Source organism: Neorhizobium sp. P1_A6, from assembly GCF_056406795.1.
Genome location: NZ_JBFTZM010000006.1, coordinates 283,569 through 298,276 on the forward strand (window position 1 = coordinate 283,569; position 14,708 = coordinate 298,276).

Here is a 14,708-nt window from a genome sequence, read left to right on the forward strand (position 1 = left end):
CCTGGATCGCATTCAACTTTCGCCCGATCTCCAGCTCAGCCGCCTCGTTTATGGCATGTGGCGGATCGGCGACGATGCCGATACCTCGCCGAAACATGTTCAGGCGAAGATCGAAGCCTGCCTGGCGCAGGGCATCACCACCATGGACCAGGCCGATATCTATGGCGGCTATACGGCGGAAGCGATTTTGGGCGGGGCGCTGAAAGCCTCGCCTTCGCTGCGCGACAAAATCGAGATCGTCACCAAATGCAGCATCGTCGCGCCGGCTGGCCGCCACTCCGCCGTCCGTGGCAAGCACTACGATACGAGCGCTGCCCATATCACCGCTTCGGTCGAGGCCTCGCTGCGTGACATGGCAACGGACTATATCGATCTGCTGCTGATCCACCGGCCCGACCCGTTGATGGATCCGGACGAAACCGGCCCGGCGCTCGATGCACTGGTCGTATCCGGCAAGGTGCGTGCCGTCGGCGTCTCGAATTTCCGTCCTTGGGATTTCTCGCTGCTGCAATCCTCCATGGAGGCCGAACTCGTCACCAATCAGATCGAGATCAGCCTCCTCGCTGCCGAGGTATTCACCAATGGCGATCTCGCCTACCTGCAGGAGCGCAATATCGCGCCGATGGCCTGGTCACCGCTCGCCCGCGGCGGCATTTTCAAACCCGAACACCAGCCTCTGATGGCCGTGCTGGAACGGGTAGCGGCAGAACAAGGCGTCGATGCGTCGGCTGTGGCGCTCGCCTGGCTGCTGCATCACCCGGCAAACATTCTTCCGATCATCGGCACCAACAATATCGCCCGCATCGCGACGAGCGCGGACGCCACCAGGGTGACGATCGACCGACAGACCTGGTTCGAACTCTACACAGCCGCAATCGGAAAGCAGGTGCCATGATGATCACTGCCGACACCGCAAGCATATCCAGCGAACAGATCTTCATTCCGGACGCGTCGACCGCGCGGCATTATCGCAACGCGCTCGGGGCGTTCACGACCGGTGTGACTGTGGTGACGGCAACAACGCCGGATGGCCCGATCGGCATGACGGTCAACAGCTTCACCTCGGTGTCGCTCGATCCGCCGCTCGTTCTCTGGTCGCCGGCAAAGAGCTCGTCGCGTCACGCCGCCTTCACGGCGGCGAACCACTTCGCCATCCATGTGCTCAGCGCCGACCAGGATCTGCTCAGCGCCCGGTTCACCCGCGGCGGCCTGGGCTTTGAGGAGCTTTGCTGGAACCTGAACCGTGAAGGCGTGCCAGTCATACCCGGCACGCTCGCCCGTTTCGAATGCGAGCTGTCCTCGATGCATGATGCCGGCGATCATACGCTGATCCTCGGCCGCGTGCTGCGCGCAGCCCACCGCGAAGGCGATCCGCTGTGTTTCTCCCGCGGCACTTTCGGCCGTTTCGCAAGCACCACCAGCCAGTAAACAACAAAATCCGGCAGGTAAAATATTGACCCGCGGGCGCGGTTGGGCCAAGTCAGTTTGGCGACAAACCAGCCAGGACCGACAGGGCAATCCATGACAATCATCAGACCGGAGATCAGCGCCCGCGCCGCAGCAGCGCCCCGCAGCGGCATTGGCGAGATCGTCACCTATGCCCGAGGCCGCGACAACCTGATGCCGCTCTGGATAGGCGAAGGCGATCTGCCGACGCCCGATTTCATCACCCGCGCCGCCAGCGAAGCCCTGCTCGCCGGCGAAACCTTCTACACCTGGACCCAGGGCATCCCGGCGCTCCGCGAATCGATCGTGCGTTATTACCAGCGGCACTACGGACGGGACCTGTCGGTCGACAACATCTATGTCACCGGCTCCGGCATGCAGTCGATCGTGCTGGCCATCCAGACCGTCGCCTCCGCCGGTGACGAGATCATCTATCTCTCTCCCGCCTGGCCGAATGTCGTCAACGCCATCGGCGTTTCGGAAGCCAAGCCGGTTACCGTCGAACTCGGCTTTACCGACGGCCGCTGGGCGCTCGATATCGACCGGCTGAAGGCGGCGATCACCCCGAAGACCAGCGCCCTCTTCATCAACTCGCCCTCCAACCCGACCGGCTGGACCGCGACGCAAGACGACCTCAAAGCCGTCCTTGAACTCGCCCGCAAGCATGGCCTGTGGATCGTCGCCGACGAGATCTACGGCCTCTATTATTTCGAGGGTACCCGCGCGCCGTCTTTCATGGACGTCATGGAGCCGGAAGATCGGATCATCTTTGCGAATTCCTTCTCGAAGAACTGGTGCATGACCGGCTGGCGGGTCGGCTGGATGGTCGCACCCGCTGGAATCGGCCAGACGCTGACCAACCTCATCCAGTATTCGACGTCCGGCGTCGCCCAATTCATGCAGAAGGGCGCGATCGCGGCTCTCGAACAGGGCGACGATTTCATCCGCACCAATATCGAACGGGCGCGGAAATCCCGCGACATCCTCTGCGAGGCGCTGATTGCCACCAACCGGGTGGAAACGCTAAAACCGGCCGGCGCACTTTATGCCTTCCTGAAGATCGACGGCGTCACCGACAGCCGCGGGGAGGCGTTCAGGATCGTCGACAAGACCGGCGTCGGCCTTGCTCCGGGAACCGCGTTCGGGCCCGGCGGACAAGGCTTCATGCGTGCCTGTTTCCTGCGCGATCCGCTGCAGGTCGAGGATGCCGCAAACCGGCTCAGCGACTATATCCGCAGCCGGTAATCCGCCGGAGCCATCGATCCGGGTGCCACATGACCAGAATTCTATCGATCCTTGCCGTCACTCTGGCGAGCTTGGGTCCCACCCGTGCCGAGGATGCTGAAATCAAAGCCTGGGCCAAGGAAAAATGCATCCGCTACGAGCGCGCCTGGAACCGGGCCAAGGATTTCATTGGGCTCGAGGGCGTTAGCGCCGAGTTCATCAAAGGCAACGAAAAGTTCATCGCCGATGGCTGTTCGAGCGGTGCGGACGTCTGCCCGCACACACCCAAGGAGATTGAGCTCGCCAATGCGCTGACCATGGCGGCGATGAATTTCGGCACCGCGAGCAGTTTCCTGCCCTTCATCTGCCGCCAGCGGTAAGGGCTGCCGGCGATCAGTCCCCGAAATCTTCGGCTGTGGCAGAACGTCCGCCGGCAATGATCTCGCGTTTGCCGACATGGTTGGCGGGGCCGACCAGGCCTTCCTGCTCCATTCGCTCCACCAAAGAGGCGGCGCGGTTGTAGCCGACCGAAAGGCGACGCTGGATATAGGAGGTCGAGCACTTGCGGTCCTTCATGACCACCTTGACGGCCTTGTCGTACAGTTCGTCGCTGTCGTCTCCGCCCATCGCGCTCTTGTCGAACACCGCTTCCTGGCTCGATGCGTCCTCGTCTTCCTCGTCGTCTTCGTCCTCGGTGACCGTGCCGAGATAATCCGGCCGGCCTTGTGTCTTCAGGTGACGGACTACCAGTTCGACTTCGGCATCCGAGACGAACGGGCCGTGGACGCGGGAAATCCGCCCGCCGCCCGCCATGTGCAGCATGTCGCCCTGGCCGAGCAGGTGTTCCGCACCTTGTTCGCCGAGAATGGTGCGGCTGTCGATCTTCGACGTCACCTGGAAGGAGATGCGGGTCGGGAAATTGGCCTTGATCGTGCCGGTGATGACATCGACCGAGGGACGCTGGGTCGCCATGATCAGGTGGATGCCGGCGGCACGTGCCATCTGCGCCAGTCGCTGGATCGCACCTTCGATATCCTTGCCGGCGACCATCATCAGGTCGGCCATCTCGTCGACGATGACGACGATATAGGGCATGGGGGAGAGATCCATCTCCTGCTCTTCGTAGAGGATTTCGCCTGTCTGCCGGTCGAAGCCCGCCTGGACGCTGACGGAGATGACCTCGCCTTTTTCGCGGGCGCTTGCGGCACGCTGATTGTAGCCGTCGATATTGCGTACGGCCAGGCGCGACATCTTCTTGTAGCGATCCTCCATCTCGCGGACCGCCCATTTCAGCGCCAGGACGGCCTTCTTGGGATCGGTCACGACAGGAGTCAGCAGGTGCGGGATGCCGTCATAGACGGAAAGCTCCAGCATCTTCGGATCGATCATGATCAGCCGGCACTCCTCCGGCCGAAGCCGGTAGAGAAGCGACAGGATCATCGTATTGATGGCGACCGATTTGCCCGAGCCGGTGGTGCCGGCGACAAGCAGATGCGGCATCTTGGCGAGCTCGGCGATAACAGGTTCGCCGCCGATCGTCTTGCCGAGGCAGAGCGCCAGCCTGTGCTTGGTCTCCCAATAGTCCTCGCACTCGATCAGTTCGCGAAAATAGACGGTTTCGCGCGTCGCGTTCGGCAGTTCGATGCCGATGACGTTGCGGCCGGGTACTACGGCGACGCGGGCCGACAGCGCCGACATCGACCGGGCGATATCGTCCGCAAGGCCGATGACACGGGAGGATTTGACGCCGGGCGCCGGCTCGAATTCGTAAAGCGTCACGACCGGACCCGGCCGCACATCGATGATCTCACCGCGGATGCCGAAATCCTCGAGGATGCTTTCGAGCAGGCCGGCGCTCTGCTGCAGCGCATCCGGCTGCATGGCCTGGCCACGCTCGCCCTGCGGTTCCTGGAGCAGTGAGATCGGCGGGAATTCGTATTCCGCTTCCGCCGGCCGCACGGTCCGCGGACGTGCGATTTCGGGTTGGACGGGAGCCGGTTGCAGGGCAACAGGCTCCGCGGCCATGACCGGCGCGGGTACGGGTACCTGCTGCGCGACAGGGGCAGGCACGGGTGCGACGACGACCGGTGTCTTGGTTTTCGCCACGCGTTGCGGAGCGGCCTGAACCGGTTCGGGTGCCTTGACCGGCTCCGGTCTCGGAGACGGCGCGACGACCACGGTCCTGGCTGCCGTCCTGCGCGGCACTTCGCGATAGAGATCCGTGACCGGGGCGCCGGGTTGCGCCACGACGATCGGCAACACCTGCGATTCGACCGGTCGGGCTTCGTCCTCAACGACATTTGGCCCTTCGAGCTCGAACGGCATCGCGTCCCAGAAGGCGAAATCGGAGATCGCGATGTCCTGGCGCGGCGCCACGAGAGGTGTCGCCTTCTGAACCGGTTCGGGCCGCGTTACGATCACCGAATGCGTTTCCGGCACGTGATAACGCATCGTCGCGGCAAGCTGCTGCAGGCCTGCGATCTGTTCGAGGGGGGCGGCGGACGGCTGATAGGTTGCCGGAGAATCATGAGTGGCAGCTGTCAGGAACACTTCGGACGGAATCACTTCGATCTCTTCGGCAACAGGCATATTGACCGGCCCCTCAGGAGCCTGTCCGGCATTCGCCTTGCGGGCGAGCACGCTTTCGGGCGTGCGGGTGAATCGCACGTTCGGCGCCAGCCGGAAAGCCGCCTGCCAAGGCGCCTGCTCCAGAACCGGTTGATTGAAATCCGCGAGGCTCTGCGCGGGACGAGGCTGCTGCGCCGCGTCGACGGCATCGTCTTCGGCGTTAGGGAGGTCAGAACTCTGGGGATGATTATTGCGTGAGAACTGCATGACAACCAGACGAGATACGGGAACGGCACATTCTCACAGGAAGTAGAAAATAAAGGTTAACCGGTTCTTTCCACGCGATGGATGATGGCACGATTTGATTAGCGGATTAGCAGGCTTGCCAAGATTGCTGCGCTGCGTCATTCCTATAAGGATGCCGGCACCCGATCTCACCATTCTGGTTATCGATGAAAATGCCATCCGCGCTTCCATTATCGAGGAAGGGCTGCGGGAGGCTGGGCATAGCAAAGTCACGGTCATCCACGAGGTCCAGGGCGTCGCGCGCATCATCGAAACGTTGAAGCCGGACGTTATCGTCATCGATATCGAGAACCCCAACCGCGACATGATGGAGCATCTGTTCCAACTGACCCGCACCGTCAGCCGGCCGATCGCCATGTTCGTCGACCGTTCCGATACGGCCCTGATCGAAGCGGCGATGGATGCGGGCGTCTCGGCCTATGTGGTCGACGGGCTGAAGAAGGAGCGCGTCAAGGCGATCCTCGACATGGCGGTCAGCCGCTTCAACGCCTTCAGCCGGCTTCAGCGGGAACTCGCGGAGGCGAAGTCGGCGCTCGAGGAACGCAAGGTGATCGAACGCGCCAAGGGTATCCTCATGAAGATGCGCGGCCTTTCCGAAGAGGATGCCTTCGCTCTGCTGCGCCAGACGGCGATGAACGAAAAGAAGAAGATATCGGATATCGCCCAGAGCGTTGTGACTGCCGCGGGCTTGTTGATGTGATGATGTCGAGTACCGAAATGTCCGGGAGAAAGCCGGAGTGAACATGATGACCAAGACCGACCGATCCGGAAGCAATCTCGGCGCCCCTGCCCGCGCCGACGGTGAAGGGCCCAAAGTCCTGCGAGCCGGCTTTATTCCGCTGGTGGATGCATCCGTGCTGATCGCCGCCGCCGAATTCGGCTTTGCCGCGAAGGAAGGACTGACGCTCGATCTGGTCAAGGACGTTTCCTGGGCCAATGTCCGCGACCGCCTCGCCTTCCGCCAGTTCGACATCGCCCACATGCTGTCGCCGATGCCCGTCGCCTCGATGCTCGGCCTCGGCTCCAACCCCTCGCCGACTATCACGCCGTTTTCGCTCGGCCGCGGCGGCAATGCCATCACGCTCTCGACCCGCCTCTTCGACCGGATGCGCGAGACGGCCGGTCTTTCCGAGACTGCGGGAGCGCTGGAAAATGCCCAGGCTCTGGCAACCGTGATCCGCAGCATGAAGGCCAATGCCGAGACCCTGCCGACGCTCGGCATGACCTATCCGTTCTCTTCGCACAATTACGAATTCCGCTACTGGCTCGCCGCCGGCGGCATCGATCCGGACCGTGACGTCAAGCTTGTCGTCGTTCCACCACCGCTGACATCGGATGCGCTGGCAGCCGGCGCTATCGACGGTTTCTGTGTCGGCGCGCCTTGGAACATGGTCGCCTCCGAACGCGGTGTCGGCCGCATCGTCGCCGCCAAGCAGGACATCTGGCCGTCGGCGCCGGAAAAGGTGATCGCCATGCGGCCGCAATGGGCCGAAAGCCATCCCGAAACCGTTTCCCGGCTCATCGTCGCGCTCGATGCCGCAGCCCGCTGGTGCGACAAGGCGGAGAACCATGATGCGCTGGCGGAAGTCCTGGCCGGCCCCCGCTTCATCGGCGCCCCGGTCAATATCATTCGTCATGTGCTGTCCGGCGAATTCAGCCTCGACGCCAAGGGCAACCGGCGCGTCATCGCCGATTATTTCACCTTCCATCGCGGCTTTGCGAACTACCCGCGGCCAAGCCACGCATTATGGCTCTACAGCCAGATGATCCGCTGGGGCCAGATAGAGTTCAGCGAGGACGGTTTGGCCGCCGCGGCGGCAGCCTATCGTCCCGATCTCTATCGGACCGCGCTCGGCATCGGGCCGACGCAACCCGACATCGGCGTCGAAGGCGATCGCGACGGCGACCGCTTTATGGACGGCCATGTCTTCGACCCTTCCGAGGTTTCGACCTATGTCGAAAATTTCGCCGTCAGCAGCTCTCTCGCAATCCCCGCCGACCGCGACGAGGTCTGATCTTCCGAGATGTGCTGCACAGCAATTGCGCGCATTCAATTTAGCAACCGCACAAAAATATTGCAGTCGCACAGATTGCCGACAATTTAAGCCAAAAGTTTCATAGAAGAAATTCATTTCATTTTCAACGGCCTAGAGGATTACATTGGACTTGGCACGCCGCTTGCTTTTTCATAATCGCCCCAGTCAATGGCGATTGGAGCAGATAAGCGCGCGATAAGCGCTTCCAGAGACATCGACGTCGCAAGGTTTTTGCTGCCCGGAAACTCCTCCCAGTTTCCGCAGGCGCAATCTCCAAGCGGCGTTTTTTTGTGCCTGAATTCCTAAGAACCAGCAGAGGGAACCTGCGCATGACCAAGATTTCGAAGACTGGGATTTTGACGAGCGGCATCACCCGCCGCAGCCTGATCAAGACCACAGCCACTGTCGCCCTCGTCGGCGCCGTCAAGACCGCATTCCCGTCCGGCGCCTTCGCAGCCGGGGCCGGCCCGGAAGTCAAAGGCATCAAGCTCGGCTACATCGCGCTCACCGACGCCGCCCCGCTGGTCATCGCCAAGGAAAAGGGTTTCTTCGACAAGCACGGCCTCCCCGATGTCGACGTCGCCAAGCAGGCTTCCTGGGGTGCGACCCGCGACAACCTCGTGCTTGGCGGTGCCGCCAACGGCATCGACGGCGCCCACATCCTCTCGCCGCTCCCCTATCTCATGCACACCGGCAAGGTGACCCAGAACAACAAGCCGGTGCCGATGGCGATCCTCGCCCGCCTCAACCTCGACAGCCAGGGCATTTCGGTCGCCAAGGAATATGCCGAGACCGGCGTGCAGCTCGATGCCTCCAAGCTGAAGGCGGCGTTTGAGAAGAAGAAGGCGGAGGGCAAGGAGATCAAGGCCGCCATGACCTTCCCGGGCGGCACCCATGACCTCTGGATTCGCTACTGGCTCGCCGCCGGCGGCATCGACCCCAACAAGGACGTCTCGACCATCGTCGTGCCGCCGCCGCAGATGGTGGCGAATATGAAGGTCGGCAACATGGACGTCTTCTGTGTCGGCGAACCTTGGAACGAGCAGCTCGTCAACCAGGGCATCGGCTTCACCGCCGCCACCACCGGCGAACTCTGGAAGGGCCATCCGGAAAAGGCGCTCGGCCTGCGCGCCGACTGGATCGAGAAGAATCCGAACGCCGCCAAGGCTCTGCTGATGGCTGTCATGGAGGCCCAGCAATGGTGCGAAAGCATGGACAACAAAGCGGAGATGGCCGAGATCCTCGGACGCCGCCAGTGGTTCAATGTGCCGCCGAAGGACGTCCTCGGACGCCTGAAGGGCGACATCAACTACGGTAACGGTCGCGACGTGAAGGGCACCAGCCTGTTCATGAAATTCTGGAGGGACAATGCCTCCTTCCCGTTCAAGAGCCATGACACCTGGTTCATGGCCGAGAACATCCGCTGGGGTTACCTTCCGGGCAATACCGACATCAAGGCGCTGGTCAACCAGGTGAACCGCGAGGACATCTGGCGCGATGCCGCCAAGGATCTCGGTGTCGCGGCAGCCGACATCCCGGCTTCCTCCTCGCGCGGCAAGGAAACCTTCTTCGACGGCAAGATCTTCGATCCGGAAAACCCCTCGGCCTATCTCGACAGCCTTTCGATCAAGGCGGCGTCCTGATTTCCCCACCTCCGGCGCGTGGACGCACGCGCCGGCCTTTTCCCTTTCTAAGGAGCGCGCAGATGTCCGCCCTGGCAAAAAAAGAAAATGTTTCCGCAGTCGCTACCGCAAAGCCGGCAGCAACTATCGTCCCCTTTTCCGGCAAGCCCGTATCGAGGATCGATTTCAAGCAGATCGGCATGACGACACTGCGCAACGTCGTGCCGCCGGTTATCGTGCTGGCGCTGATCCTGCTCGTCTGGCAAGTCCTCTGTTCGGCGCCGAATGCCTCGCTTCCTTCGCCGCATGTCGTCTGGCAGCAAAGCTATGACCTGATCGTCTCGCCATTCTTCTACAACGGTTCGCAGGATATCGGCCTGGGGCTGCGCGTCCTCGTGTCGCTGCAGCGCGTCGCCTATGGCTTCGGTCTTGCGTCTGTAGCCGGGGTATTGATCGGCGCGATCATCGGCCAATCCGTCTGGGCTATGCGCGGGCTCGACCCGATCTTCCAGGTGCTGCGCACCGTGCCGCCACTCGCCTGGCTGCCGCTGTCGCTCGCCGCCTTCCAGGACTCGAACCCCTCTGCGATCTTCGTGATCTTCATCACCTCGATCTGGCCTGTCATCATCAACACCGCCGTCGGCGTGCGCAACATCCCGCAGGATTACCGCAACGTCGCGCAGGTGCTGCGGCTGAACCAGATCGAATTCTTCTTCAAGATCATGCTGCCGTCGGCAGCCCCGTACATCTTCACGGGCCTCAGGATCGGAATCGGCCTCTCGTGGCTGGCGATCGTCGCCGCCGAGATGCTGACCGGCGGCGTCGGCATCGGCTTCTTCATCTGGGATGCGTGGAACTCTTCGCGCCTGCCCGACATCATCGTCGCGCTGGCCTATATCGGCGTCGTCGGCTTCGCCCTCGACAAGCTGGTTTCCGCGCTCGGCAAGATCATCACCCGCGGCGCTTCGGCAAACTGAGGAGCGGACCATGAACGCCTATCTGAAGCTCGACCATATCGACAAACATTTCGACCGCGGCGGCAATCGTGCCGAAGTTCTGAAGGATATCAACCTGACGATCTCCAAGGCCGAGTTCGTCTCAATTATCGGTCATTCCGGCTGCGGCAAGTCCACGCTGCTCAACCTCATCGCCGGTCTGACACCCGTCTCGGCAGGTGCTGTCCTGCTCGAAAACCGTGAGGTCAATGCGCCGGGTCCGGAACGTGCTGTCGTTTTCCAGAACCATTCGCTGCTGCCCTGGCTGACGGTCTACGAAAACGTCAACCTCGCCGTCTCAAAGGTCTTCGGCCGCACCAAGAGCCGGACCGAACGGCACGAATGGGTTATGGCCAATCTGGACCTCGTGCAGATGGCCCATGCCAAGGACAAGCGCCCATCCGAGATTTCGGGCGGCATGAAGCAGCGCGTCGGCATTGCCCGGGCACTCGCCATGGAACCGAAGATCCTGCTGCTCGACGAACCCTTCGGCGCCCTCGACGCCCTGACGCGCGCCCATCTGCAGGACGCGGTCATGGAGATCCACAGCCGTCTCGGCAACACGATGGTGATGATCACCCACGATGTCGACGAGGCCGTTTTGCTTTCCGACCGCATCGTAATGATGACGAACGGCCCGGCCGCCAAGATCGGCGAAGTGCTCGACGTGCCGATCCCCCGGCCGCGCAACCGCATCGAGCTCGCCTCGGACCGAACCTATCTCAAGTGCCGCGAGGCAGTGCTGAAATTCCTCTACGAACGCCACCGCTTCGTTGAAGCCGCGGAGTAAGAACCATGACAGAAAAACTCATCATCATCGGCAATGGCATGGCGCCGGGGCGCATGCTGGAACACCTCTTCGAACAGGCGCCCGGCCGCTACGACGTCACGATCTTCAACGCCGAACCACGCGTCAACTACGACCGCATCATGCTCTCGCCGGTGCTTTCCGGCGAAAAGAGCTTCGAGCAGATCGTCATCCATGGCGACGGCTGGTACATCGACCACGGGATCACCCTCTACAAGGGCCACAAGATCGTTGCGATCGACCGGGCGGCGAAGACCGTTACCTCCGATCACGGCGTCACTGAAAGCTACGACAAGCTGGTGATCGCCACCGGCTCGGTGCCGTTCATCATCCCCGTACCCGGCAAGGATTTGCCGGGCGTCATCACCTACCGCGACCTCGACGACGTCCAGGCCATGCTTCTCGCCGCCCAGTCTCGCGAAAAGGCGATCGTCATCGGTGGCGGTCTGCTCGGTCTCGAAGCGGCAGCCGGTCTTGCCCAGCGCGGCATGGACGTGACCGTGCTGCACGTGATGCCGACGCTGATGGAGCGCCAGCTCGATCCGGCCGCCGGTTACCTGCTGCAGAAGGCCGTCGAAGAACGCGGCATCAAGGTGATCTGCAAGGCCAATACCAAACAGATCATCGGCAATGGCAAGGTCGAGGGCGTCGAACTCGATAACGGCACGATCATCCCGGCGACGCTGGTGGTCATGGCCGTCGGCATCCGCCCGAGCGCCGGCCTCGCCAAGGAAGCAGGCCTTGCGGTCAATCGCGGCATCGTCGTCGATGCGGGAATGCAGACGTCTGACGGCGACATCTATTCAATCGGCGAATGCGCCGAGGTCGGCGGCATGGTCTATGGCCTCGTCGCACCGCTCTACGAAATGGCCCGTATCGCGGCATCGCATCTGGCAGGCGATACGAAGCCGGCCTTCGTGCATTCCGACACGCCCACCAAACTCAAGGTCACCGGCATCGACCTCTATTCGCTCGGCGACTTCGCCGACGGTGACGATCGGCAGGAAATCGTGCTGCGCGATGCTACCGCCGGCATCTACAAGCGCCTCGTCCTGAAGGACAACCGCATCATCGGCACGGTTCTTTACGGCGAGACCTCAGACGGCGCCTGGTTCAACGACCTGAAGAAGAAGGCGACCGATATCACGGAGATGCGCGATACGCTGATCTTCGGCCAGGCCTACCAGGGAGGGTCCCCGCTGGACCCTATGGCGGCCGTTGCAGCCTTGCCGGATGATGCGGAAATCTGCGGCTGCAACGGCGTCTGCAAGGGCAAGATCACCTCGACCATTACCGCCAAGGGCCTGACATCGCTCGACGACGTGCGCGCCCACACCAAGGCTTCCGCCTCCTGCGGCACCTGCACCGGCCTCGTCGAACAGCTGATGGCTCTGACGCTTGGCGACGCCTACAACCCGAAGGCTGTGCAGCCGATGTGCACCTGCACCGAACTTGGCCACGACGACGTCCGCCGCCTGATCAAGGCGAAGGGCCTGAAGACCATCCCGGCGGTCATGCAGGAACTGGAATGGAAGACCTCCTGCGGCTGCGCCAAATGCCGCCCGGCGCTCAACTACTACCTCGTCTGCGACTGGCCAGATGAATATGCCGACGATTACCAGTCGCGCTACATCAACGAACGCGTCCACGCCAACATCCAGAAGGACGGCACCTATTCCGTCGTGCCGCGGATGTGGGGCGGCGTCACCAATTCGCAGGAATTGAGGGCGATCGCCGACGTCGTCGACAAGTTCGAGATCCCGATGGTGAAGGTCACCGGCGGCCAGCGTATCGATCTTCTCGGCATCGAGAAGGAAGACCTGCCTGCCGTCTGGGCCGATCTGGGCAAGGCCGGCTTCATCTCCGGCCAGGCCTACGCCAAGGGCCTGCGCACCGTGAAGACCTGCGTCGGCTCCGATTGGTGCCGCTTCGGCACGCAGGATTCGACCGGCCTCGGCATCCGCATCGAGAAATTCATGTGGGGCTCCTGGACACCGGCCAAGCTGAAAATGGCGGTCTCCGGGTGTCCGCGCAACTGTGCGGAAGCGACCTGCAAGGACATCGGCGTCATCTGCGTGGACTCGGGCTTCGAGATCCATTTCGCAGGCGCTGCCGGCCTCGACATCAAGGGCACCGAAGTGCTCGGCCTGGTGAAGACCGAGGACGAGGCGCTCGAATACATCGTTGCACTCACGCAGATGTACCGCGAACAGGGTCGTTATCTCGAGCGCATCTACAAATGGGCGAAGCGCATCGGCCTCGACGAAATCCGCCGGCAGATCATGACGGATACGGAGAAGCGCCAGGCCTATTACGAGCGCTTCGTGTTCTCCCAGAAGTTCGCCCAGGTCGACCCGTGGTCGGAGCGTGTCTCCGGCAAGGACAAACACGAGTTCCGGCCGATGGCGACGGTCGGTTATTCGCATGCAGCCGAGTGAGGAGATGGACATGAACTGGATCGCAATCGGCAAGCTGACCGACATCCCGCTCCGCGGCGCGCGCTGCGTGAAGACCCCGCAAGGCAAGATCGGCGTATTCCGCACCGCTGAAAACCAGGTCTTCGCCATCGAAGATCATTGCCCTCACAAGGGAGGGCCGCTCAGCCAGGGCATCGTGCACGGTACCTCGGTGACGTGTCCACTGCACAACTGGGTGATCTCGCTCGAAACCGGCAAGGCGCTCGGCGCCGACGAAGGTTCGGTCCGGACCATCCGGCTCGAACTGCGCGGCGAAGACATCTTCATGGCACTCGAAGAACAGCTGGCCGCAGCCGAATAATCGGCGCGGCCATTTCAAACGACTACGCTCTAGGGAGACGAGAAAAAAATGTCCTATGTCACACCAACGGAATTCGTGACGAAGATGATCGACGCCGGCGAGGCGAAGATCTTCATGTCCACGCGCGACACCCTGATCCGGGCTTTCATGGCGGGCGCAATCCTTGCGCTTTCCGCCGCCTTCGCCGTCACCATCACGGTGCAGACCGGCAACGCTCTCGCCGGTGGCATCCTCTTCCCGGTCGGCTTCTGCCTTCTCTACCTCATGGGCTTCGATCTCTTGACGGGCGTCTTCACGCTTACACCGCTCGCCCTGATCGACAAGCGGCCGGGTGTGACCGCCAGCGGCGTGATGCGCAACTGGACGCTCGTCTTCGTCGGCAATTTCGCCGGCGCCTTCCTTGTTGCGGTGATGATGGCGATCATCTTCACCTTCGGCTTCAGCGAGGCACCAAACGAAGTCGGCCAGAGGATCGGTCATATCGGCGAAGGCCGCACGCTCGGTTATGCGGCGCACGGCGCGGCGGGCATGCTGACGCTCTTCGTCCGCGGCGTTCTCTGCAACTGGATGGTTTCGACCGGCGTCGTCGCGGCGATGATGTCGACCTCGGTGTCCGGCAAAGTCATCGGCATGTGGATGCCGATCATGCTGTTCTTCTACATGGGTTTCGAACATTCCATCGTGAACATGTTCCTGTTCCCTTCCGGCCTGCTGCTGGGCGGCAAGTTCTCGTTCATGGATTACATGATCTGGAACGAAATCCCGACCGTCATCGGCAATCTTGTCGGCGGCCTCACCTTCGTCGGCCTCACCCTCTATTCGACCCATGGCCGCAAGAAGAGCAAGCAGAGCGTTCCGGCTGGCCATATCGGCAATCCTGCCGGCGTTCCGGCGGAGTGAACCGATGGGGGCGGGCCTTCTGGAA

Annotated in this window: 13 protein-coding genes; 12 read left to right on the plus strand and 1 reads right to left on the minus strand. The window is 62.1% G+C overall.

Annotated elements, in window-relative coordinates:
• Position 1: 1 nt before the first annotated feature.
• The 4 genes from AC1D3C_RS15045 (at position 2) to AC1D3C_RS15060 (ending at position 3,050) form a co-directional block, all read left to right on the plus strand.
• Positions 2-895, plus strand: coding sequence for an aldo/keto reductase (locus AC1D3C_RS15045; RefSeq protein WP_477483507.1), 894 nt, complete (start codon positions 2-4; stop codon positions 893-895).
• Positions 892-1,428 (plus strand): NADH-dependent FMN reductase SmoA, encoded by a 537-nt coding sequence (gene smoA / locus AC1D3C_RS15050; RefSeq protein ID WP_477483437.1) that lies wholly within the window; start codon positions 892-894, stop codon positions 1,426-1,428. Before AC1D3C_RS15045 ends, smoA begins: the two co-directional genes overlap by 4 nt.
• 93 nt (positions 1,429-1,521) lie before the next feature.
• Positions 1,522-2,691, plus strand: a complete 1,170-nt coding sequence (locus AC1D3C_RS15055; RefSeq protein WP_477483438.1) for a pyridoxal phosphate-dependent aminotransferase — start codon at positions 1,522-1,524, stop codon at positions 2,689-2,691.
• Positions 2,692-2,720: 29 nt separating this feature from the next.
• Entirely contained in the window at positions 2,721-3,050 is a 330-nt protein-coding gene (locus AC1D3C_RS15060; protein ID WP_477483439.1) for a hypothetical protein, read from the plus strand.
• A gap of 13 nt (positions 3,051-3,063) precedes the next feature.
• Here the strand turns inward: AC1D3C_RS15060 and AC1D3C_RS15065 are convergent, their stop codons facing one another.
• Positions 3,064-5,505: a DNA translocase FtsK gene (locus tag AC1D3C_RS15065; RefSeq protein WP_477483440.1), complete on the minus strand. Its 2,442-nt coding sequence runs from the start codon at positions 5,503-5,505 to the stop codon at positions 3,064-3,066.
• Between the two features lie 151 nt (positions 5,506-5,656).
• Here AC1D3C_RS15065 and AC1D3C_RS15070 point away from each other — a divergent pair, with 151 nt between their 5' ends.
• From AC1D3C_RS15070 to AC1D3C_RS15105, 8 genes are all read left to right on the plus strand, one after another.
• On the plus strand, positions 5,657-6,244 hold the full coding sequence (locus AC1D3C_RS15070; protein ID WP_038545908.1) for an ANTAR domain-containing response regulator: 588 nt from the start codon (positions 5,657-5,659) through the stop codon (positions 6,242-6,244).
• A gap of 37 nt (positions 6,245-6,281) precedes the next feature.
• Entirely contained in the window at positions 6,282-7,559 is a 1,278-nt protein-coding gene (locus tag AC1D3C_RS15075) for a CmpA/NrtA family ABC transporter substrate-binding protein (RefSeq protein ID WP_157885175.1), read from the plus strand.
• Between the two features lie 350 nt (positions 7,560-7,909).
• A complete protein-coding gene (locus tag AC1D3C_RS15080; RefSeq protein ID WP_477483441.1) occupies positions 7,910-9,223 on the plus strand; it encodes a CmpA/NrtA family ABC transporter substrate-binding protein in 1,314 nt (437 codons plus the stop codon).
• A 62-nt stretch (positions 9,224-9,285) separates the two neighbouring features.
• The gene (ntrB, locus tag AC1D3C_RS15085; protein WP_038545914.1) at positions 9,286-10,179 is read left to right on the plus strand and encodes a nitrate ABC transporter permease; all 894 of its coding nucleotides are present in this window, start codon (positions 9,286-9,288) and stop codon (positions 10,177-10,179) included.
• Between the two features lie 10 nt (positions 10,180-10,189).
• On the plus strand, positions 10,190-10,987 hold the full coding sequence (locus AC1D3C_RS15090) for an ABC transporter ATP-binding protein (protein ID WP_038545917.1): 798 nt from the start codon (positions 10,190-10,192) through the stop codon (positions 10,985-10,987).
• 5 nt (positions 10,988-10,992) lie between these two features.
• Positions 10,993-13,443, plus strand: a complete 2,451-nt coding sequence (gene nirB, locus AC1D3C_RS15095; RefSeq protein WP_477483442.1) for a nitrite reductase large subunit NirB — start codon at positions 10,993-10,995, stop codon at positions 13,441-13,443.
• Between the two features lie 4 nt (positions 13,444-13,447).
• A complete protein-coding gene (gene nirD, locus AC1D3C_RS15100) occupies positions 13,448-13,783 on the plus strand; it encodes a nitrite reductase small subunit NirD (RefSeq protein WP_038545923.1) in 336 nt (111 codons plus the stop codon).
• A gap of 48 nt (positions 13,784-13,831) precedes the next feature.
• Positions 13,832-14,683 carry a formate/nitrite transporter family protein gene (locus tag AC1D3C_RS15105; RefSeq protein WP_247033097.1) on the plus strand — a complete coding sequence of 284 codons (852 nt, stop codon included), beginning with the start codon at positions 13,832-13,834 and terminating at the stop codon, positions 14,681-14,683.
• Positions 14,684-14,708 lie beyond the last annotated feature (25 nt).